This is a genomic window from Clostridium sp. AF50-3 (genome assembly GCF_003477445.1).
Classification (GTDB): Bacteria; Bacillota; Clostridia; order Lachnospirales; family Lachnospiraceae; genus Otoolea; species Otoolea fessa.
The window spans coordinates 26,137-46,604 of record NZ_QUDH01000008.1; the positions used below are offsets into that span (position 1 = coordinate 26,137).

At 49.6% G+C, this 20,468-nt stretch carries 15 protein-coding genes; 14 read left to right on the plus strand and 1 reads right to left on the minus strand.

Going from position 1 to position 20,468, the window contains the following annotated elements:
• Positions 1 to 373 precede the first annotated feature (373 nt).
• Together DW085_RS10440 and DW085_RS10445 are read left to right on the plus strand one after the other, a co-directional pair.
• Entirely contained in the window at positions 374 to 649 is a 276-nt protein-coding gene (locus DW085_RS10440; RefSeq protein WP_118492590.1) for an HU family DNA-binding protein, read from the plus strand.
• A 174-nt stretch (positions 650 to 823) separates the two neighbouring features.
• Positions 824 to 2,542, plus strand: a complete 1,719-nt coding sequence (locus DW085_RS10445; RefSeq protein WP_147353942.1) for an SPFH domain-containing protein — start codon at positions 824 to 826, stop codon at positions 2,540 to 2,542.
• 174 nt (positions 2,543 to 2,716) lie between these two features.
• On the opposite strand, the gene DW085_RS10450 is transcribed toward DW085_RS10445, so the two are convergent.
• On the minus strand, positions 2,717 to 3,406 hold the full coding sequence (locus DW085_RS10450) for a single-stranded DNA-binding protein (RefSeq protein ID WP_182430860.1): 690 nt from the start codon (positions 3,404 to 3,406) through the stop codon (positions 2,717 to 2,719).
• 882 nt (positions 3,407 to 4,288) lie between these two features.
• Here DW085_RS10450 and DW085_RS10455 point away from each other — a divergent pair.
• From DW085_RS10455 to DW085_RS10510, 12 genes are all read left to right on the plus strand, one after another.
• Positions 4,289 to 5,614, plus strand: a complete 1,326-nt coding sequence (locus tag DW085_RS10455; protein ID WP_118492595.1) for a hypothetical protein — start codon at positions 4,289 to 4,291, stop codon at positions 5,612 to 5,614.
• Between the two features lie 13 nt (positions 5,615 to 5,627).
• Positions 5,628 to 6,122 carry a hypothetical protein gene (locus DW085_RS10460; protein ID WP_118492597.1) on the plus strand — a complete coding sequence of 165 codons (495 nt, stop codon included), beginning with the start codon at positions 5,628 to 5,630 and terminating at the stop codon, positions 6,120 to 6,122.
• The gene (locus tag DW085_RS10465; protein WP_118492599.1) at positions 6,119 to 8,473 is read left to right on the plus strand and encodes an ATP-dependent helicase; all 2,355 of its coding nucleotides are present in this window, start codon (positions 6,119 to 6,121) and stop codon (positions 8,471 to 8,473) included. The genes DW085_RS10460 and DW085_RS10465 overlap by 4 nt, the downstream gene beginning before the upstream one ends.
• A gap of 246 nt (positions 8,474 to 8,719) precedes the next feature.
• The gene (locus DW085_RS10475) at positions 8,720 to 9,757 is read left to right on the plus strand and encodes a hypothetical protein (RefSeq protein WP_118492603.1); all 1,038 of its coding nucleotides are present in this window, start codon (positions 8,720 to 8,722) and stop codon (positions 9,755 to 9,757) included.
• A 342-nt stretch (positions 9,758 to 10,099) separates the two neighbouring features.
• Positions 10,100 to 10,660 carry a hypothetical protein gene (locus tag DW085_RS10480; RefSeq protein WP_118492605.1) on the plus strand — a complete coding sequence of 187 codons (561 nt, stop codon included), beginning with the start codon at positions 10,100 to 10,102 and terminating at the stop codon, positions 10,658 to 10,660.
• 175 nt (positions 10,661 to 10,835) lie between these two features.
• The gene (locus DW085_RS10485) at positions 10,836 to 12,023 is read left to right on the plus strand and encodes a hypothetical protein (protein WP_147353944.1); all 1,188 of its coding nucleotides are present in this window, start codon (positions 10,836 to 10,838) and stop codon (positions 12,021 to 12,023) included.
• Between the two features lie 104 nt (positions 12,024 to 12,127).
• Entirely contained in the window at positions 12,128 to 14,374 is a 2,247-nt protein-coding gene (locus DW085_RS10490) for a hypothetical protein (RefSeq protein WP_118492609.1), read from the plus strand.
• A 56-nt stretch (positions 14,375 to 14,430) separates the two neighbouring features.
• On the plus strand, positions 14,431 to 16,722 hold the full coding sequence (locus DW085_RS10495) for a hypothetical protein (RefSeq protein WP_147353945.1): 2,292 nt from the start codon (positions 14,431 to 14,433) through the stop codon (positions 16,720 to 16,722).
• 58 nt (positions 16,723 to 16,780) lie between these two features.
• Positions 16,781 to 17,842: a hypothetical protein gene (locus DW085_RS10500; RefSeq protein WP_118492613.1), complete on the plus strand. Its 1,062-nt coding sequence runs from the start codon at positions 16,781 to 16,783 to the stop codon at positions 17,840 to 17,842.
• A gap of 1 nt (position 17,843) precedes the next feature.
• Positions 17,844 to 18,020, plus strand: a complete 177-nt coding sequence (locus tag DW085_RS19155; RefSeq protein ID WP_182430861.1) for a hypothetical protein — start codon at positions 17,844 to 17,846, stop codon at positions 18,018 to 18,020.
• Between the two features lie 323 nt (positions 18,021 to 18,343).
• Positions 18,344 to 19,294: a ParA family protein gene (locus tag DW085_RS10505; protein ID WP_182430862.1), complete on the plus strand. Its 951-nt coding sequence runs from the start codon at positions 18,344 to 18,346 to the stop codon at positions 19,292 to 19,294.
• 38 nt (positions 19,295 to 19,332) lie between these two features.
• Positions 19,333 to 20,433, plus strand: a complete 1,101-nt coding sequence (locus tag DW085_RS10510) for a ParB/RepB/Spo0J family partition protein (protein ID WP_118492617.1) — start codon at positions 19,333 to 19,335, stop codon at positions 20,431 to 20,433.
• Positions 20,434 to 20,468 lie beyond the last annotated feature (35 nt).

Sequence of the window (20,468 nt, forward strand, 5' to 3'; positions counted from 1 at the left end):
AGATAAAAGATGCAAATACCGAGCATATACAGGCAGAATGCATATTCTTTGCATTTTTGCCTGTTTTTTTGCCAAAAAGTGTTATCCGCAAAAATGTCTTTCTGAAACATGTGTCATACTGCCGGTGTAATGATTTTTAGAAAGGAGGCTGCGGCATGGATTACTCATTTTAGGCCTCGCCAATCGCTCACAAAAAATTGCAAAAAACACAAAAAATACGGAAAGTGACCAAAAAGTGTTATCCGCAAAAATGCGTTTTATAAAGATGCAGCATACTGAAGGTGTTAGGCTATTGGGGAATAACATCCCCTTCTTCCGGACCGACAATAGATTGGTCCGGGAAATATCAAATTCGTAAAGGAGAAAAACAAACATGAACAAACAGGAGTTAGTGAACGCAATTGCAACAAACAGCGGAATCAGCAAAAAAAACGTCGAAGAGGTATTAAAAAACTTCGTGACCGTTGTCATGGATGACGTAGCCGCAGGAAACAAGGTACAGTTAATTGGCTTTGGTACTTTCGAAAGCACAACCAGAGCCGCACGCGAGATGCGTAACCCGAGAACCGGTGAGATGAGTATGCACCCGGAGACCCGTAATGCTAAATTTAAACCATCCAAGGTATTCAAGGAAAAAATGAACGCGTAATCCGAAGAATTGGACGGAGCTAAAATTTGCGCAAAATGCAAAACGCATAAAATCAGAGGATTCCGGGTTAACCCCGGGATTGCCTGATCCGAAACCAACCCACAAAAGCAAACGTGTACCGGAAGTCCTGACACGCGTTTGCAGTGTCAGGATCCGGTGCGGAAAGGAATTGTTATGTTAGCAAAAATCATTCTTATCCCGATCCTTCTCGTAGTGTTCTTCGCATTTTCCTTCTTATGCTATAAGAAGGCACCGCCGACCATGGCAATCATCGTCACCGGCTTCGGACTTTCCAAGCCGAAGGTCGTGATCGGTCGTGGCGTATTCGTGATTCCGATCATCCAGCGCGCGGACCGGCTGAACATGCGGCTGTTAAAGGTCGATGTTAAGACTCCGGACAATGGTGTTAAAAACCAGGAAGGTGTATCCCTTTGGTTGGATTCTGTCGTAACCGTTCAGGTCTTTTCCGAAAACTCCACAGTCAGCGAGACAGAGATTGCGGATGCAAAATGCCAGAATTTCAAGGATTACATCTGGCACCGTCAGCAGGCTGCAATCAGTAATTTCCTTGGTATGTCCGAGGAAGATATTGCCGTAAAGATCAACGATGTCTTACAGGGAAACCTGCGTGAGATCGTATCGGAAATGACAATTGCGGACATCTTAACAAACCGGAAACAGATGGCGTTAAGCGTTCTGGAAAACGCGAGACCGGACCTTGCTAAAATGGGTCTTGAGATCGTAACATTCAACGTCCAGGACATTAAAGACGCCAGAGACCAGCAGGGCCACGACCATGGTGTCATCGAAGCAATCGGCGTCCAGCAGGAAGAGATCGTAAAACGACAGGCGGAAATTGCAAGAGCAGAAGCCGCAAGGGATATCGCGATCGCAAAAGCGGATGCAGACCGAATCGCTAATGAAAAGCAGGTAGAAGCCCAGACAGCAATCGCCCGCAGGAATAATGAATACATCCTGGAAAAGGCAAGACTGAAAGCAGAAGCAGATAAGGCACAGGCGGATGCAAATGCGGCCGGACAGATCCAGGATAACCTCCGTGCCAAAGAGATCCGTGAAGCAGAAGTCGAAGCGGAGATCGCAAAACAGACGAAGATGGTTGAACTGGCAGCCCAGGAGGCAGAAGTGCAGCAGCGCAAGCTGGATGCAGAAGTGCGTAAACAGGCGGATGCGGAACTGTATAAGAGAAAACAGGAAGCAGAAGCGAAAAAGTATGAAGCGGAAAAAGCTGCTGAGGCGGAGAAATTCAAGAGACAGCAGGAAGCAGAAGGTATCAAAATGGTCGGTGAAGCGGAAGCAGAAGCGATCCGTCAGAAGGGCCTTGCGGAAGCAGAAGCCATGAAAGAAAAAGCAGAAGCGTATAAGCTTTATAACAGCGCAGCCATGGCAGAAATGCTCATTAAGGTACTCCCGGATGTAGCGAAGAATGTAGCCCAGCCATTATCTTCCATTGGAAAGGTATCCATTTTCGGTGGTGATGCATCCGGCGTGACCGGTATTACTGGTAACGTCCCAGTTATCATGGCCCAGACCTTCCAGACCATCAAGGAAGCAACCGGAATCGACATGAGTGAGATCGTCCGCGCGGACAGCCTGACTGCGAAGACAGACAGAAACATCAAGATCGAGGCCTTCCGACAGGAAAGGCTCCGGAGCAGAAGCCTGAGGCACCGGTACAGCCAAAGGCAGAAGAAGCGCCGACACAGTCCGAGAAACCGGAAATGTCCAAAAAACAGTAACCAAGAAACAAAAATCCTAATTGCAAACCATCACAAAAAAATCCCGGATGAATCCATCCGGGATTTTTTGTATGCAGACCCCGCAAAAGCGGGGAGGAAAGAACGGACGATAGCATCCGTCCATTTCCATGGATAAAGAGAAAATACGGTCAGCAGCTCCGCCGGTGGTTCATCCCTGCGCAGGCAGGGCATATTACATCCAAATACTGTGGACGGTTCATCCCTGCGCAGGCAGGGCATATGCATCATATTGCAGAAGTCTGCTACCAAAATCTGTCCATGCGTGGGCGGACATTGCAGCAGGCACGAATCATTCGCGGTCGGAAGATATCAGTATTTTTCCGTGCTTCTGCAGTTCCTCCACACGTCCAAGTGGGAGCATTTTTTTAACGGAGATTTCGTAAGCTACCCGCACGTCGTACCGTCCGTCCGCCTGGGCTTTTACATACTGCCGGCTCTGAGCCCGTCCGGTCAGCTCTACGCAGTCGCCCGGCTTTAGACCCGCATATCGTTCTGCGTCTTCCTGCCAGCAGATACAGGGAATGTAGTCGGAGTGATAGTCATCTGGTGCACTCCGGTTCACCGCCAGTAAAAAATCCGTGATCTTGCGGCCGGACGGAGTCCGCCGGAATGCAGAGGGGCGGCAGACCGTCCCGATCAGATGGATGTAATTGGTATCCGGGCCGAAAACGTTCATGTGGTTGGAATATTCATCGCAGAACTTCATGGACGTGGCGAATACAAACAGCTCCAGCCGGCGCTTCAGGCCGTCAAAACGGTTTCGGGAGCGGAATTCGCCGGTAAAGGAAGCTTCCCGCCCGGTACAATCACAGACCTCCCCGTCCAGTACTGAGGCTGGGATTACCACCTGCAGGGTGTCAGGAATGCCGGAATTGCGCATAACGGATACATAAGTTACATAGCATGTGCCGCCATCCTCACGCTCTTCCAGATAAAACGGATCGCGGATGACGCCGCGTAATCGAACTGTGTTATTCATGAATCTCCTCTTTTCTTTTGTGGTCAGATTATTTGCAGTTACAAGTGACTGGTTACAACCGTTTTTAACCGGATATAACCGTGCCCTTAACCGGGCATCCCCGTGTATACGGGGCAAATCATATGAACGAGCCAACATGGTATGTCGAGGCTCATCCCCGCGCATACGGGGGTAAATTGCAGGAAATTTCCAGCCCACTCAATAATCATCGGTGCATCCCCGTGTATACAGGGGCAAATAACAGATTTCTTACGAGGCACACTTCCTGTCTTGACTCATCCCCGTGTATACGGGGCAGATTTTTGTCGATACCGATAGGCCCTGAACGATGTGGATTCATCCCCGCGCGCGCGGGGGCAGATCAATATAGGAAAAACTCAATGTCTTTAACTCAGGGTCATCCCAATGCATGCGGGGTGGATGTGTAGCAGATATCGCTTGTCATGGCAATTAACGGTTCATCCCCGTGCATACGAGGCAGATTTCTTCCGGATGGTCCTGGTTACGCGTACCGTAGGTTCATCCCCGTGCATACGGGGCAGATACTAAATCGCTCAAGAGAGTCCTCTAGGTCGATGGATAAGCGGCTTTCTTTCACCACGACGTCTTACGATAAAATCAGTATGTATCATTTCTTTTAGATATATTTTTGCGGATAACACTTTTTGGTCAAAAACGGACGGATATCAAATCCGTCTGCTATTCAGGGCATATTCTCATCCGGTCAATGCAGCAGGCCATTCACACAAAAACAGGGGGGTGTTACCGGGGAACACCCCCTGTTTTAATGCTAAAAAACAAAAACAGGATGCCAGCCCGCTATTCGAAACCCATACTGATACCGTAATCATACAGATCATAAGGAACAGGAGGAAAGAAAAAATGGAAGAAACAAAAAAAGGAACACCTGAGGTCTTAGATACCGAACAGATGCCGGAGCCGGAAGTAATCCCGCGGGATTACGTGGAGATGACATTCGTAAAGGAAACTGCGACCGGAAGGGGAAGAAACGAGATTTTCATCATGGAGAACTTGAAGGATGGCACCATGAAGGTCACGCAGGGGCGAGTCGGGATTACGATTGGCCGTTATAAACCAAAATCCGTGATCCATCCATATTCGGACTGGGACTGGATTTATCGATCACGCATTGCCAGAGGGTATATGGCGACGAAAACGGTGAAAATGGACCGAATCGAAGTCACCAAAGGCACAGGAAACGAGCAGGCGGACTACAAGCCGATCGAGGATCCGGACGTATCCACGTTCATCGAAAACTTGCTGCGATACGCAAAGTATACCTTTGAGGCGTCTTATACCATCCGTGTCGATAACATTTCCGACGAAATGATCAAACTGGGAGAAAAGATCCTGAAAGAGCTTTCAACCGGCTATGGGGCAATGAGCGTACCGGAGTTTAACAACAAATTGAAACTTTTATATGCGGTGATTCCAAGACGTATGGATAACTTATCCAAGCATCTGGCGAAACACAAGCAGGATTTTGCGGCGATCGTGATCGAGGAGCAGGACCTGTTCGACATCATGGTATCCCAAGTACGCGGCGCAACGCTGGAAAAACATGCAGAAACAACGATCCTGGAAGCAAACGGCGTGGAAGTACGCCCGGTCACAGCAGAAGAGGAAGCGTACTTAAAAGACCTTTTAAAAGGAAGCGCATCCAAATATCAGAAAGCGTACCGGGTCATCAACCATGAAACGGAAAAGGCGTTTGATGAATTTGCCAAACGGGAAGGCTTAAGTGATGGAAAAGAGAACGGCATCTGCCATCTCTTCCACGGAACCAAGCATGCCAACGTCTGGTCAATCCTGACGACTGGATTAAAGAACCGTCCGCCAAAGGATGTGGTGACCACCGGAAAGGCATACGGAATTGGAACCTATTTTGCTCCGGACGCAATCAAATCACTTGGATACACATCGAGGACAGGCTCTAAATGGGCAAACGGGAACCAGGAATATGGACTTATGTTTATCTGTAAGGTAGCGACCGGAAAGCCGAATCAGTATTACAACGGACATCTGGGATGCGATTCATCTTTAAATTTTGGAAAACTGCAGACGATCCAGCCGGGAGCATTGTGTACCTGGGCAGAATGCCGGTATTCCGGGTTTATGATGGATGAGGTTATCGTCTACCAGGACGAACAATCCACCGTGGAATATATTCTGCAGATTGGTATGTAAAAAGGAGAGAGATATGGAAACCAACGAGAAAAGAAACATGGAAGAGATGATATGGAAAACGATGGATGATACCGCGTCTGCATATCTGGTGCATAAGAAAAGTTCCGAATTCCGCGGTGCGGAGCGCTGCTCCACGTTGCGACGTTATGACGGGCTCAGTAAGCTCCTGGATACAGTCAAAGAGTCCAATTTCGATGAAGCAATCCTTGCAAAGGACATCATGAAAGGCTATCTGACCGGAAAATATCAGCTCAAGGATTTCAGGGGACTCATCGACGAAGGACTGGACGATGACCAGATGATGCTCGGGGAGCAGCGTGATGGGAAAGCGAAGCGCTTATACTCGATCCTGGAGCGTGCGGCCCTGGCGGAAAAACGACATGCGTCTCTGGTTAAACGTGCGAAAGTCTATGCCGGAAACTATGAAGTGACCGTGACGCCGGATGTACTGTTTCGGACTGCGCACAGCGTGAACTGGTGTTATACCGCGTCGGAAAGCCGACCGTGACCCAGAACGGAAAAAAACAGGACGCATCCGTAAACAACTGCCTGGAACTGTATTTCCTGTTGAAATATGCAAGGCGGTTCGTCCCGGAAGGGAAAGCTATGGACGTAAAAGCTTCCTATTATTTTTTAAGGAAGAAAACCGACAAGGCAACAGAACTGGCAAATGAAGACTTCTTTGAAACAAAGGGCGGAAACATCGTCACCCTGACGGAAGAAAACTACATCGGCGGGACAACTACACCGGGAGAACTGGACGAGCAGTTCCTTACGCAGTTGGATGAATTCACACAGGGCACGGATGCCTGCACGGAAGATGCCTGCAGATACTGCAAGATGCACTCCCAGTGTTACTGGCAGAAAACTCCGGAAAAATACGAAAAGAAAACCCTGTCCGGAAAACAGGGCGTGATCGTCCCGTCGGATGAACAGCAGGCGGTCATCGATTGCAGGTCCGGCTACTGCAAGGTTAATGCGGGAGCGGGTACCGGAAAGACAGAGTGTATGACGGAACGCGGAGCAAGGATGTTCGCGGAAGGTACGGACCCGCACAAAATGCTGTTCATCACCTTTACGGAGGCAGGCGCAACGGAAATGAAGGAGCGTCTGGTAAAGAAGACAGCTGCGAGGGGCCTTGCTATCACAGAAGCGGACATCATGGCCATGACGTTCAACGCTTTTGATTACCAGATCATCAAGGAAAATTATGAGGAACTGGGGTTTGAGACGATGCCGAAGGTCGTGGGGCGTGTCAAAAGCGCCGCGATCTTAACGAGGCTGATGGATGAAAAGCCCGTGAGTGGGCTGGATTACTTAAACTACACGATGGACGGCGGTGCCTTAAGCTGCGCGCAGAAGATCATGGAAATCATCAAAACAGAAAAAGTGGATCCGGACGCGCAGGGAGCCTCATACCTGCTTGAAGCAGCCATCGCGGATACAGGACTTGCAAAATACCTGGAACATGTCTCCATGCAGGATCTTTTGGAGCTCTACAAAGAGTACGATGCGGAGTTAAAAAAGGATAACCTGATCCAGTTCGCAGATCAGGAACCGCTTGCGGATAAATTCCTGGATGCACATCCGGATTATTTGGAGGAGCGTTACGGATTCGAGCACATCATCGTGGATGAGTTCCAGGATTCCAATGACGGGCAGCTCGACAAGATCAATCGGCTGCGCAACTGTAAAAGCTGCAAGAGCCTGATGGTAGTCGGAGATGACGCGCAAGCGATCTACTCCTTCCGACACACTTCTCCGGAAAACATGATCCATTTCTTTGAAAAGCTGAATGTGACCGGAACGGAGCTGTTCTTAACACAGAACCGCAGGAGCAGGCAGGAGATCATCGAACTGTCAAACGCACTGATCGACTTAAACACGGAAAAGGTCGATAAGACCATGCAGTCCACCAGAGGAGCCGGCGGCCGGACAGAAGTAAAGGGATTTTTCAAAAAGGCAGTCGAGTACGAATGGATCGCGACACAGATCGAAGAATTGATTGATAGCGGCGTTCAGCCGGAGTCAATTGCGTTCATCGCTTATACCCGCGCGGAGATCACGGACATGAGCGCAGTGCTGTCCAGGCACGGGATTCCGTGGGTCATGAAAAACCCGCTGTTATTAAAAGATAACAGCCGCGTAAATGCTGCCATGTCACTGGCTATGGCATTCTACGACCCGGACGCGACGAAATCCTACTTTGATTACCTGGTTGCCAAGTATGACGGGGACCTGTTAAATCAGATGGATGATGAAACGCTGACCGAGCAGGTGGACCAGATGCGGGAGGATTTCCTGGCAATGGAAGATCTGCCGTTTACAGCTCAGCGCGCGAAGTTCCACGAATATCTGGACGCGATCCGGGGAGAGGATGAGGTTTACGCTTACTTCCTGGAACAGCTTTATGATAACGAAGATCTTCAGAGTGAACTGGAATATGTCATGGAATTTAAACGGTTCGGGGATAAAGAAGAGAAAAAGATGGAACAGAGTTACGAAGGCGTTGTCCTGACCACTGCGCATTCTTCCAAGGGACTGGAATGGGAATACGTGTTCAACAGCATTTCCAAATACGATTCCGAATGGCTGCACAGCAGCGGAAAGAAGGCAAAGGAAAGACTCGAAGAAACGAGACGTCTCCTCTTCGTATCCATGACCCGCGCCAGGGATGAACTGACCGTCACAGGCCAGTACATCGCGTTCGGCACAAAGGAAACCGGTTATACCAACAACCAGTTCTTAGAGGAAGTCCATAAGCTCCTCGGTGTAACATATGATCCGGTGGATCATGAAGCAGAAAAAAAGAAAGCAGAAAAGGAAAAGAAAGGAAGAAAGGCAGCACCAGCTGCATGATACTTCTGACCAAAGACAAGACCCGGGCCAAGCGTCCGGGTCTTTTTCTGACCAAAAAGTGTTATCCGCAAAAAAAACATGATACGACTGCAAACCCCATCTGCCACGCAAAAGGAATATCCGTTTTGCAGGCAGCGAAAATGCAGCGTTTTAATGCGGCTCCATCGCCATACTGAACACAGCATGAGATGAAAGGAATTGAGAAACATCGAAATGCGAAAAAAAGAACAAAGGAGAAAAAAAACTATGAAGATTGAGAGAACAAAAAAAGGTACTGAGATCGTGAGCAAGCTGGACGGTAAAAATTACCGTGTCACAGCGGTATTCTGCGACGAAGCAGGAAAGGTCACGGAAGCCACGGCTGCGGAGATGATCGAGCGCGAGGGTGAAGAAGTGGAATTATCCACAGAACATATCGTCCAGATCACGGAGGCAAACGCTCTGGCATTCCGCATCACAAAAGACGCGAAGCCGGAAACCGTTGTGACAGGTTTTTCTGTCATTGACGGAAACCTGTACCAGGACGGGCGCCAGATTGAGCAGGGCCAGTTAAAGGTCTTATCCGTACTGTCTTCCCATATCGGGGCAGTGTTACTGGCAGTAGAAAGCGGAGATAATGTGGCACTCATGACTTATGAGCCGGACCGCGATTATTTCCGTAAGATTTTCGTGGATCTCAGTGAAGTTCCGGAAGTCCTGAAGGTGTCCGGGGAGACCTGTCTGATGGCGATCGAACACACCAAGGAGATCGAGGCAGAAAAAGATGGTCAGAAGGAGAAAAAGACTGTCTTTGCCGGAACCACTCTGATCCTGTATCAGAATGGCAACCACAGCGCCACAGTCCACGAGACCAGCGCAAAGTACGGTCTTACAGAGGCGTTGTATACGGAAAGCCCGTTCGGACTGGACGCATGGTTCCCGTGCGATGCAGTCGCAGGGGAAGATGCGGATCCGGTTGCATATAAAGTGCGCCGCTGGACTCGCTTCGCGTTATATGATGCGATCACCTGCAAGGACTTCGTGGAAATGAACGGAGCACTGCATGCCACATGGTCTCATGCGTACAAGTGTTACGTACTGCATAACGATGACCGTTTGTACGTAGATGGCATTGGTTTAGACATCAAGAGCCCGCTCGTCGCGAAGATTGGGGATAAGATCCTGATTGACGTAAACAAAAAAGAGGGAGTATACCGTCTGACCTTCAGCGACAGCGACTACCAGTTCGTAACTATGGTCAGCAGAAAGACAGCTGACCGCGGCCTGATCGTTACCATCGAGTAAGCGATACGACTGTAACCGCAAAAACAACACCCAAGGGAGAAGCTTTTTAGCTTCTCTCTTTTTTTGCCAAAAAGTGTTATCCGCAAAAGAAAACGAGATCAAAAAACCGCACCAGAGAAATCAGATCCGTCACACATACTGTAAATGCAAAAACGAGACGAGGGATCGAGTATAGTACCTGCAAAGTGCGCAGGGCATACGCGACAGACATTGCCGCGTTTTTTGCAAAGCCTGGGAGAGCTGAAATCTTCCAACCGGGTGCTCTGCCGGTCCAACAAGCTGGGAACCGAATCGTTTCCCCATACGTCCGTCTTACGGCGATGGGAACCGGAAGGATTTGGTATGCCCCAGCGTATGGCCGGGGCTAAAACTGTTTTCGCGGATAATTTGCTTCCGGAAAGCAGCGGCGCAACAGAGGCGCCGGAAGGAGGAAATATGTTCAATCAGACGATGGAACTCGTTGGCGAATGGTGCATCGCTGCCAGCAGAATCGGTGTGTTGCAGGTGGTTTTGCTACTTACATCCATTGCTTTTTGGGTGTATGGGACGCAGGATCCCCTGTCGCGCAAGTTTTTGCGTAAGGTGCGCCACTCCGCGTACATCGCGGCGTACCGTTACAGCCATAAAGCGGCTCACATTGCCTACAACGTGCGTAGGATGATTGACGCTGCCGAATGGCGTATAGCAGACGCCATTGTAGGTGCGTGGCTGACGCTGGACGGCGTGATTACGTCGATTGGGCTTAATTTGTTAGCTCATGAGACGCACATCACAGCCCGCAAACGTGAGCTCCGTCGCCTGCGTAAGGCGCGCATGGAGCGCCGGTGCCAGCGTAAAATCGCACGCGAAAAAGCGTGCGCCGAGCAGCTGGCAGACATCATCCGACAGGCCGAAAGCCTGTAGGATGAGCCATTCGAGACGGGGGAAAGAAAACAGCGTGAAAGGGAGACCGGACACGCTGTTTTTTTATCACCATGGCAGGATGACCAAAAAGTGTTATCCGCAAAAAAATAAAGGAAAAACCTGTCACATACTGATGACAAATCGCATAAAAAATGCAAAAGAAAGGGGAATTGCGATGGAAAACCAATACGAACTGTTACAACAGACGCTATCTGATTACAGAAAGTTAATGAAGGAAACGGAAGATAAGATCCAGGGGGTCATGGAAGATCTGGCGAAAGACCGCCTGGTCCGGACGATCCGGGTGGAAGACATCCGGGACGTACTGGAACAGCTCGGAGCCACCGGGGACCGGATCTGGATCGCATATGGAAAACTATACGGAAAGGAAGCGCCGGAAACAGTCGCCCGGGCGGAAGAGGAACTGGAAGGCCAGTTAAAGAAATTGCGCACGCAGGCCGCCGTGATCGAGCGTTTTTTATCCCTAAAAACCGAAGACCAGAAGGCGGCGCCGCCGTTATTAAGCGAGCAGGACGCACTGGTGAAAGACCCGGGGCAGGATATTACCAAACACCGGTATTTTATGTCCGCCATGGATGTCACATGCAAACGCCAGAGCGAATTCGGCGTTAACATGCCGCTTTTAATCCGTTCCTTTGACCCGGAGCTCATCGGAGCACTCTGGGAGGGAAAGATCGCGGAGGACCATGCCGGTGTAAGGGAACAGTATCCGGAGGTATTTTCTGCGATCATGCCAAAATCCCTGCCGGAAACAGCCGGAAGCATGGAGCAAACAGCTGAAGCAGGAACGACGCAGATACCATCCGCAAAAAAGAAACGCGGGAAGAAATCAACCGGGCAGACAGAACCGGAAGGCCAGCTGAGCCTCAATCTGGAGGAGGAGAACCGGAAGCAGACGCAGGAACTGGAAAGGACTGAAGTTGCCATCGCGCGGGCGCCGGAAGAAAAATTACAGAGTGAGCCGGCGCAAATGGATGCAAATGGACAAGTGAAAAAGGCAGAGCCGGAATACGAAACTGAAAATAGCGCAAAAAAGGAACTGCAGGACAGAAAAGATGCGCTGGATCAGGAATGCGATAAAATGTCGCAGTACACAGCCATGGAAATCCAGAAGGAGATCAGCGAGATACGCGAACTGTTAAAGGATCTGACAGAAGCGGTTCCACCAGTGGAGGAAGACGCATACCGGGCATTTACAACGAAGCTCTCCAATGTCGGGAACCCGTCCCGGATCAAGCTCGGAGGCAAGGTCATTCTTTCCGTGGTCAATGGAAACTTGAGGGTCTACCAGGCCGCGTTCCGGCAGATGGGATCTATGACAGAACGGCTGGCAGCTTCGTAACCGGAGAAACGCCAGACCGCGTTCACGGTGCCGTCCAGAGGCTTTACAACACGGGTATCATCTTACGTACCACATGGAAGAGCAATGATCACGTCCTTTATAACGTGGCAACGGACAAACAGTCCTGCATCCGCGCAGGATGGGGAGACGGCAGCTTACAGGACTTAGGTTACCGGGAGGATACCTATCCGTACATCCAGAAAATCAGCCTGAACGGAGTCCGCGGAACCATTAAGGAAGCATCGCAGGCATACGCATGCCTCATAAAATGCCTGTTTTTGGAGGCATTTTATGACACCTACAAGATTCGGGCAAAAGCCACGGGCGTTAAGGACGGGGAGGATGCGCTGATCTGCGTCATGGAAATGAACGGAGCATTTTTTATCATGCACCGTCATGAAAACCGGAATTACATCCTTATTTATGTGAGCGGGATCACTGCACAGGTTTTCCAGAAATTCCGCCACTATATGGTCTTATTCGGTGCTAAAGTCAAAATCCCGTCTTTCACCATGGTATGCGCAGCGACAGACGAGACTCTGGCGAAAGCCGCGGCTGCAGCGATGAAACGTACCTTAAGGCACCTGCCGCTCGACATGAAATATCAGGCGGTTGCGCTGCCGCCGGATAACCCGGAAAAAGCCGCAACGCTGTTAATGGATAGCTGCACGGGGGCGGGGCATCACGAAGCGGATGCCAAAGAAACTGTCATACCGGAAGATGCCGAGGTAGAGGAGGGCAACCTGCAGCTAGGAGAGGAGCCAATACAGCCGAACCCATCCGGAGCTTCACAGGAAAAAGAACAGGAAGAGTTAAAGGAAGCGAAATCAGAAGATCGGTCGATAACAGAGACGGCGAAGGAACCGGAAACGAAAGAACCGGAAAAAGGCCATGTCCAGTCCATGAAAACCACGAACAAAACGAAGCCGCAGTCCGCAGCCGCTATGACAAGCGAGCTGTTAAAATCCCTGATGCCGCAGGGCACTAAAGGCACCCAGAAACTGGTCAGCCAGGATCGGTCGTCCGGACCGTTAGCGAGCCGGGCATCAGAGAAACAAAAACCGGAAAAACCAGTAAAACAGGAAAAGAAGCAGGAAAAGAAGCAGGAAAAGCAGATCGTCCAGGCAACACCCACAGAACAGCCGCAGGCAGAGACCCAGAAAACGGAAACTCAAAAGGAGGTCCGAATCCGGGAAGAAAAGACAGCCCGGTTCTTAAAGTGCTGTTTATTCCAGAACGCATACGCGCTGTTCCCATTCCTGGATGCGGCCGGCATGGCGGGAAGCCCGTTATACCGCATGGCATCCTTCGCCATGGACGAGCCGTCTGTTTCCCATACGTATTCATCCGTAGGGATCACGGAAGCCTTTGAGGAAGGTGCAGAAGATACCAACAGTCAGCTGTTGTATCTCGCATCTGCCATGCGTGTGATCTGCGGGGATTCCGGACAGACGGACCACGGGATCCGGGGAATTTACGATATGGCCAGGGGGTATGCCGACAGCACCGCCTCCCCGGCATTCAACAGCTTATTATATGAAATGACGGAGTTTCGCAAGCAGGACGCTCACGGAGCATGGTTCTTCTCCGACATCGCCGCCGGCAACACGAAGCGGGAGGATGCGGTAAAGGAATGCAGCCAGGAAGCAGGAAAATATTACAACGAGTACATTGAAAACTATGTGCCGACAGATAAGAGAAACCCGCGTTTCATGTATATGGGGCAGATCATGTTCGCAAAAAATGGGGACCTGGCACAGATCCTGGATCTCGCAAAAAATGATGACAGGGAGAGCGTAGACCTGGCAGCGGAAGAGATTCGTGAGAAGTTCATCAAGGAGGGTTCCCCGGTCGCAGCCGGAAACATCGACCACTTAAAGTTAAGCGACTATATCGACGAGCTCTGGAAGCAGGCAGCCACGCTAATGCGTACTTCCCTGGCAAGCAGCAAGCTGTACGGGGTATACCGCAGTAACATTTCAAAGAAGATCGAAAAGATCGTGGACAGTGTTGCCGCGTGGATAAATGCCGTCCGGATCGCGACCGGAAGCACCAACAGCCGCAGCGTGGAAATCTACAAACAGCACACGAAGGCCTGGACGAAACTGGCACAGACAGCCAAGAAAGAAATTCTGTCGAACCCGGATCTTGCCTCCGCAAGAGTCGGCGCAGGGGCGTTGGTTATGGTCCTGGATGACTGCATTTCCTGTTTCAACGGACGCAGCCAGGAAGCGGCAGACAGACGGAAATTCTTCTATATAACTTACTCCCGTCCGGAGTCATCACACTGGATGAAAACCTGCTGCCGGATACCACCCGCAGGCACCGGATCCTGGATGGTTTCGATTTAACAGAACGGATGACCGCCTTTGCTGAGGAGAAACACCAGGAGAGTCTGGACGCATATATGACAAAGATCATCACTTCCAGACAGGAAGATGACCATGATTACGGCAGCGCACTGCAGATCTGCGACTTTTTAGAAGAATGTATGGGTAAGCAGGTCGCAGAGACACGGAGTGAGATCCTCAGCGCGAAGGTATCCGGAGGCATTGAATACGCACTGAACTCCTTTAGAGAAGACCTGGAGCTGGCCCAGGGGTACGGAATGTTAGATAACCTGGACGGCAGGAAGGAACAGATCTTAACAGACGTGGAAGAGTCCTATAAAACTTGCAGTAAATCCGGAAATTATGGGTATTTCTACCGTCTGGTAAACGCCTACAGAAAACAGATCGTAACGGATTCCGAGGAGCGCAAAGCCGCCGTAGAAGAAATGTTCCGCAGGGTCACAAAACCAGACAGCGGTTATGAGGTTTCCGATAAAATGAAGGCGCAGATTGAAGCTATGATCAGTCGGAACAATTATACGGTGGCGGAAGACCTGATCGGACGCGTACAGAGTGGAGACATCGCAGATGCCTTAGCGGAGAGTGGAATGGAAAAGGATTTTCTTGATGACTTCATCCGCACGTTCCCGACCTGGTACCGGATGGCGCACGTGAAAGCGCAGGCAGAAACGCCGGAACTGGCCACGGCCTGGATTAAAGAAAAAAACAGCCAGGCAGGAGAAGAAAAAATCCAGACAATCCTGGGACTCATGGGATTTAAGACCGCATTCGTGAAAAGAGTAAAAGGAAAACAGAACGATACGTATGAAGTGCGCCTGCAGACACCGAAGAGCCGTAAAAAGGACGCTTATCAGCATCCAATCTCCGCATTCGGAAGCGAGGCGGAAAAGACATCCTTCCACGTTGTGTGCCTGTACGGCAAGTACACCGTAGGGGAGTTAAAGAGCACCATCTGTGCGGATGGATTAAACAAGAACACGATCGTACTGATGACCCATAAATTCCCGATGCCGGAAAGACGCATCATCGCACACCGGATGCATACGGAAATGCAGGGAAAGACCGTTCTGGTCGTTGACCAGCCGCTCATGATGTACCTCGCGACCAACTGTAAGACCTCCGTTATGACGCAGGCCTTAATGCAGATTGCGGTGCCGTATGCTTCCTACCAGCCGTACCTGCCGTCCTCTAACGCCGATATCCGCGTGGAAATGTTTAACGGCAGAAAGAAGGAACTGGCCGAGATCGAGTCACCGGTCGGCGCAAACATCATCTACGGAGGCAGACAGCTCGGTAAATCCGCGATCTTAAAGATGGCAGCCCGTGAACTAGACCATGACGAGAATGGGGACCGTGCGGTACTGGTGGACATCCGCTTAAACAAGGTGGCGGAAGCAGCCCGCTCTGTTTCCAGAATGCTCATCGCAAACGGCATCCTGGCTGAGGAAAGCGAAACGGATAACTGGGACGATTTAACCTACGCCATCCGCATGGCATTAACAAAGGATGATGCACCGGAATATCTGCTGCTCATGATGGATGAGGCAGACGCGTTCATTGCGGACTGCAAAAATTACGAATACGCACCGATCGCAAGGTTAAAGGCACTTCAGGAGATGCCGGGTAACCGCTTCAAATTTGTGATTGCCGGACTCCGTGACGTGATCCGTTTCACGAAAGGCGCAGCAGCAGGCGGAAACAGCGTGCTCCCGCAGTTAAGGTCGATCACGGTCAAGCCGTTCGAGTACAATGAAGCGAAGAGTCTGATCGAGGAACCGCTCTGGTACCTCGGGTTCCGCTTCAGCGAGACGACCGAGCCGCTCGTCAATACGATCCTCGCCAACACAAACTACTTCCCGGGTCTGATCCAGTTATACTGTGAAAAACTCGTGGAGGCCCTGGCAAAGCCGGATTACGCAGGCTATGACCGCAGCGTTACCCCGCCGTATGTGTTATCCGAACGCCACATTAAGAAGGTCCTGGCGGATGAGGAGTTCCAGAAGGAAGTCCGTGAGAAGTACTTCATCACCCTGCGCCACGCACAGGATAACTACTACCACATCTTAGCTTATCTCATGGCATATCTGTACATGAGTAACGGCACGGATGGCTACAGCCCGGCGGAGCTCTGGAAACTGGCCTGCGACCTTGATATCGTGAAGATCGCGAACCTCGACACCGGAGAAGTCCGCGCGCTGATGGAAGAGATGTGCGAATTAAACGTATTCCGTAAGGCAGTCGGAGATGCGGAGCGCTACATCTTCTCTCGCTACAATTTCTACCAGATGCTTGGTGATTCCATGGAGGACATCGAAAACAAACTGATGGAGTGCATGGAGGAACAGTAACAATCATACAGGCGCCGGAACGGGCCATACGCTCCGGCGTCCAACAAAGGAGGCATTTATGACAAAAGAAGCATTATGTTGGTGGACGAAAATCTCGGGGGCGAAAAATCTCCTGGAGAAAACCGTATCCAGACTTTTGGAGGAACGTCATACCGCGATCCATCACGGGACATCCCAGACATGGGAAGAGGAATTCAGAGAAAACGTCATGCAGCAGGTACAGGAAGAATCCGGGTTAAGATGTTTCCTGCCACTGAATATAAAAGAGACGGGGCCAGACATCGGTAAATACCTATTTGAGCATTACTGTCCGGAAGAACGACAGAACCGTTTCGCACTAAAAGAAGGATATGCCAGATTCATTGCCGCGGAATGCGGCCCGTCGATCGGGGATTATTACATCTGGATATATGGGATTGATAAGAAGGCAGAGGATGACAAGATCATGGATTTTATTGCTGAATATTCCGACAGCCCGTCAAAATATGAGAAGGCAGTGTTCATCGTAGAATCTTCCTATAAAGGAAAGAAAAAAGGAAGAAAGAATATCGGGGTGTTGGAACAGGAGAGTAAAATCACACAATATGATATGGCACTTTATGCCATGGAATTATTAAATGACAGCCAGCTAAAAGGGGACACAAGACAGTATATCGCAGAACTGGCCGCGAGTATCAGCGGGGCAGACCCGAAAGTATGCGTTTCCTGCATCGAGCACGCAAAGGAGATCTTGAAAGACCCGGAAAACGGAATCCTGCAGGCCATCGCGGATGCGGGGACTGCGGCCATCCAGGACAGGGAAAAACTCAGAAAACAGATATGGGAAGCACAGATCCGGGTCTTTTACCCAATTGTAGAGACGGAGCGTTTGGAGCTGGTCAATAAATACCGAAAGCAGATCGAGCGCCAGCTGCCGGCGCGAATGCCATTTGGGGAAATTGTAAATGAAGCGGATATGGCGGAACTCGGAATGCTCAAATCCATGAAAGACACAGCAAAGCTTATCGTGGAGCCGGATGACGCGAAACGGATCGATACGCTATGGAGTATCCGAAACGCACTGGCACATTTAAAAATACTGGAAGATGTCAGCACACTTAGCGGAAATCGGAGGTCATGATATGTATAAAGTGATTAAGAATGGAACGGAGAAAATGTGTTCTGCCGAAGAAACAGAAGCGATGATCAAGGACTTTAATAAGCGCAATCATATTTTTTCCATCGACGAAATGTGGCGGGCACAAAAAGTGATTTATCTAAACGACCCTGCTCAGACGGAAAAAGACAGCCAAGGATAAGTTCTGTTTGTACTGTATCACGTCTGGTAGCTCAACCGATCCGCCAATACTACCAGCTAAAGGCAAAAAAAATAATTCGAGGCAAATGCAAAAGAAGGTGTTCCCGGGGAACACCCTTAAAAAATGTAAAAACGGAAAGATTTTCGGATGTTTCTTGCGAAAATACGCAAAAACAGCTAAAATAGAAGGGGTGTTCCCTGGGAACACCCTTAAAATACGCTAAAATGACCAAAAAGTGTTATCCGCAAAAAAACGATTTAAAAAAGAATTCCATACTGTAGATGTTTCAAAAAGACAAAACTTACGAAGAGAGGAAAAAAAATATGGCAACGACAAAGAAGAATCCAGTGAAAATTGCCGTCTTCAATCAGAAAGGCGGGGTAGCAAAAACCACTACCGTATTTAATATGGCAGGGATCCTTGCAAAGTCTGGCGCGAAAGTATTGGTGATCGACGCGGATCCGCAGGCGAATGTCAGCAGCTCCCTGTTATTCGAAAATATTTCGGAGTACGACAGAAAGTACGGCACAAGCGGACAGATGTTAAAAAATGCGAAAACCCTGCGTGACATTGTGGAACGCCCGGAATGCATCAATGATGCCATCATCAAGGCAAAATTCATGCTGCAGGATAAGGCAACGCCAAAATGGAAAGGTGTAGACGTCATTCCGGCAAATTCTATGATGTCCGCCATGCCACCATTAGAAGATCCGGATGATGAACAGAGCGGTCTGGTTATTTTAGAGGCAATCAATCGAATCCGCCGCACCAGAAAACATATGTATGATTACGATTACATTTTATTCGATCTGCCGCCTTTTTTAGGTGAATTGACAATTGCTGTTCTGGCTGCTGTTAATTACATTCTGGTGCCAGCCAGCGTTGACAGCTATAGCTTAAACGGATTCGGCGCATTAAATGATACTGTGAATTATCTGGTTAACAGTGGGAGAAATCCCGACCTGCGGATTATTGGCATTTTCTTTACCATGATGCAGGCAAATTCTTACTATATTGGACTGTATGCAGACGCCATCGACGCCCTGGGGGACACTTTTATGAAATCCACCATTCGGCAGAATGTCAATGCAAGGAAAGCGAATGAATGCGGATGCCCATTGTGTTGGTTGAAGAGAAACGCCGGCATTACAAAAGACTACATTCATTTAACAGAAGAAGTATTAAGACGTTGCAATTTGTTAAAAGAAGATGAACATCTCCCGAATCTGGCAGATTCAGATGATAACTATACAAACTACTTACTAACGCGATAATAGAAAACAACAGAACAGAAATATAAGGAGAGAAAATCATGAGAGATATGCGCGGAAATAGAAATATGGCTTTAAAAAATTTAGTAAACCAGAAAGCCACAATGGACGACACGAAGATGCTGCAGATTTCCCATTTAAAAGAATATCCAGATAATGAGTATGTATTCGGTATGGAAGGGATTGAACGCTTAGCCAATGGTATTGAGTCAAATGGATTTAAGGGCGCCATTGAAGTCTGGGATATGGGCAATGGGGAATATATGATTTATTCCGGCGCCAGACGTACCAGAGCATTCCAGATGCTCGGACACGAAACGATTAAGGCGTTTGTGTATCCGTATCCGGAATCCGAGACCCTGCGCAGACGCTTGTTCCTGGGTGCCAACATCTACGGCCGTGACGCGATCAAAAAGGGAGACGCGATCCATACGGCAAGACAGATCGATTACCTCCGCAAAACGATCGAAATGGAACGTGAGGAAGGTACCTATGACGGACAGAAGACCAGAGAGGAGTTAGCAAAGGAGTTTGGCACCAATCCGAGTACGATCTACAAATATGAATCCCTGTTAAAACTGGGCGAGCGCGCGCAGAAGGCCGTAGTGGATGGCATCTTACAGATCGCGCAGGGTTCTTCCATGTCCGTACTGGACGAGGATAAACAGAACATCATCCTGGATGCAATGGAATTAATGAAAGAGCGCAATATTGTAAGCGGACGTGATGAGGTCCAGGAGCTGATCGATTTCGTTAAGGGACATGGCGAAGAACCTCTTTCTGCCGAAGAACTGGTGGCAGCCGTCTGCGGACGGATGCAGGCGGAAGCAGCAGACATGGCAAAAGCGGAAGAAACAGAGACCACGGGTGTAAAAGACGGCGTACAGGAAACCTGCGAGGATGCGCAGGAAACTGGGGTGACGGAAGCAGCCCAGAAAAAAACGACCGTGGAACCGAAAAAGTACACATCCAAGGCCGCTGTGAAGAAATTCAACCAGTGCTACGACCGGATGGAAGATTTCTTAAACACGGATAAAAAGTACAAGGAGCAGGACCGCGAGGAAGTGTTAGAAAAACTGCAGACATTAAAGGCGATGATCGATTCCGAGATCGTAAAGATCACGGATGGCGGCGCACAGTAAGAAAAGGAACAATGAGGTCTCCGGCTGGGAACAGT

Coding starts and splice junctions, on each gene's coding strand:
- DW085_RS10445 (WP_147353942.1), top strand. CDS start 824: ATGTTAGCAAAAATCATTCTTATCCCGATCCTTCTCGTAGTGTTCTTC.
- DW085_RS10440 (WP_118492590.1), top strand. CDS start 374: ATGAACAAACAGGAGTTAGTGAACGCAATTGCAACAAACAGCGGAATC.
- DW085_RS19155 (WP_182430861.1), top strand. CDS start 17,844: ATGTATAAAGTGATTAAGAATGGAACGGAGAAAATGTGTTCTGCCGAA.
- DW085_RS10495 (WP_147353945.1), top strand. CDS start 14,431: ATGACAAAGATCATCACTTCCAGACAGGAAGATGACCATGATTACGGC.
- DW085_RS10450 (WP_182430860.1), bottom strand. CDS start 3,406: ATGAATAACACAGTTCGATTACGCGGCGTCATCCGCGATCCGTTTTAT.
- DW085_RS10480 (WP_118492605.1), top strand. CDS start 10,100: ATGCCCCAGCGTATGGCCGGGGCTAAAACTGTTTTCGCGGATAATTTG.
- DW085_RS10485 (WP_147353944.1), top strand. CDS start 10,836: ATGGAAAACCAATACGAACTGTTACAACAGACGCTATCTGATTACAGA.
- DW085_RS10455 (WP_118492595.1), top strand. CDS start 4,289: ATGGAAGAAACAAAAAAAGGAACACCTGAGGTCTTAGATACCGAACAG.
- DW085_RS10510 (WP_118492617.1), top strand. CDS start 19,333: ATGAGAGATATGCGCGGAAATAGAAATATGGCTTTAAAAAATTTAGTA.
- DW085_RS10500 (WP_118492613.1), top strand. CDS start 16,781: ATGACAAAAGAAGCATTATGTTGGTGGACGAAAATCTCGGGGGCGAAA.
- DW085_RS10505 (WP_182430862.1), top strand. CDS start 18,344: ATGGCAACGACAAAGAAGAATCCAGTGAAAATTGCCGTCTTCAATCAG.
- DW085_RS10460 (WP_118492597.1), top strand. CDS start 5,628: ATGGAAACCAACGAGAAAAGAAACATGGAAGAGATGATATGGAAAACG.
- DW085_RS10475 (WP_118492603.1), top strand. CDS start 8,720: ATGAAGATTGAGAGAACAAAAAAAGGTACTGAGATCGTGAGCAAGCTG.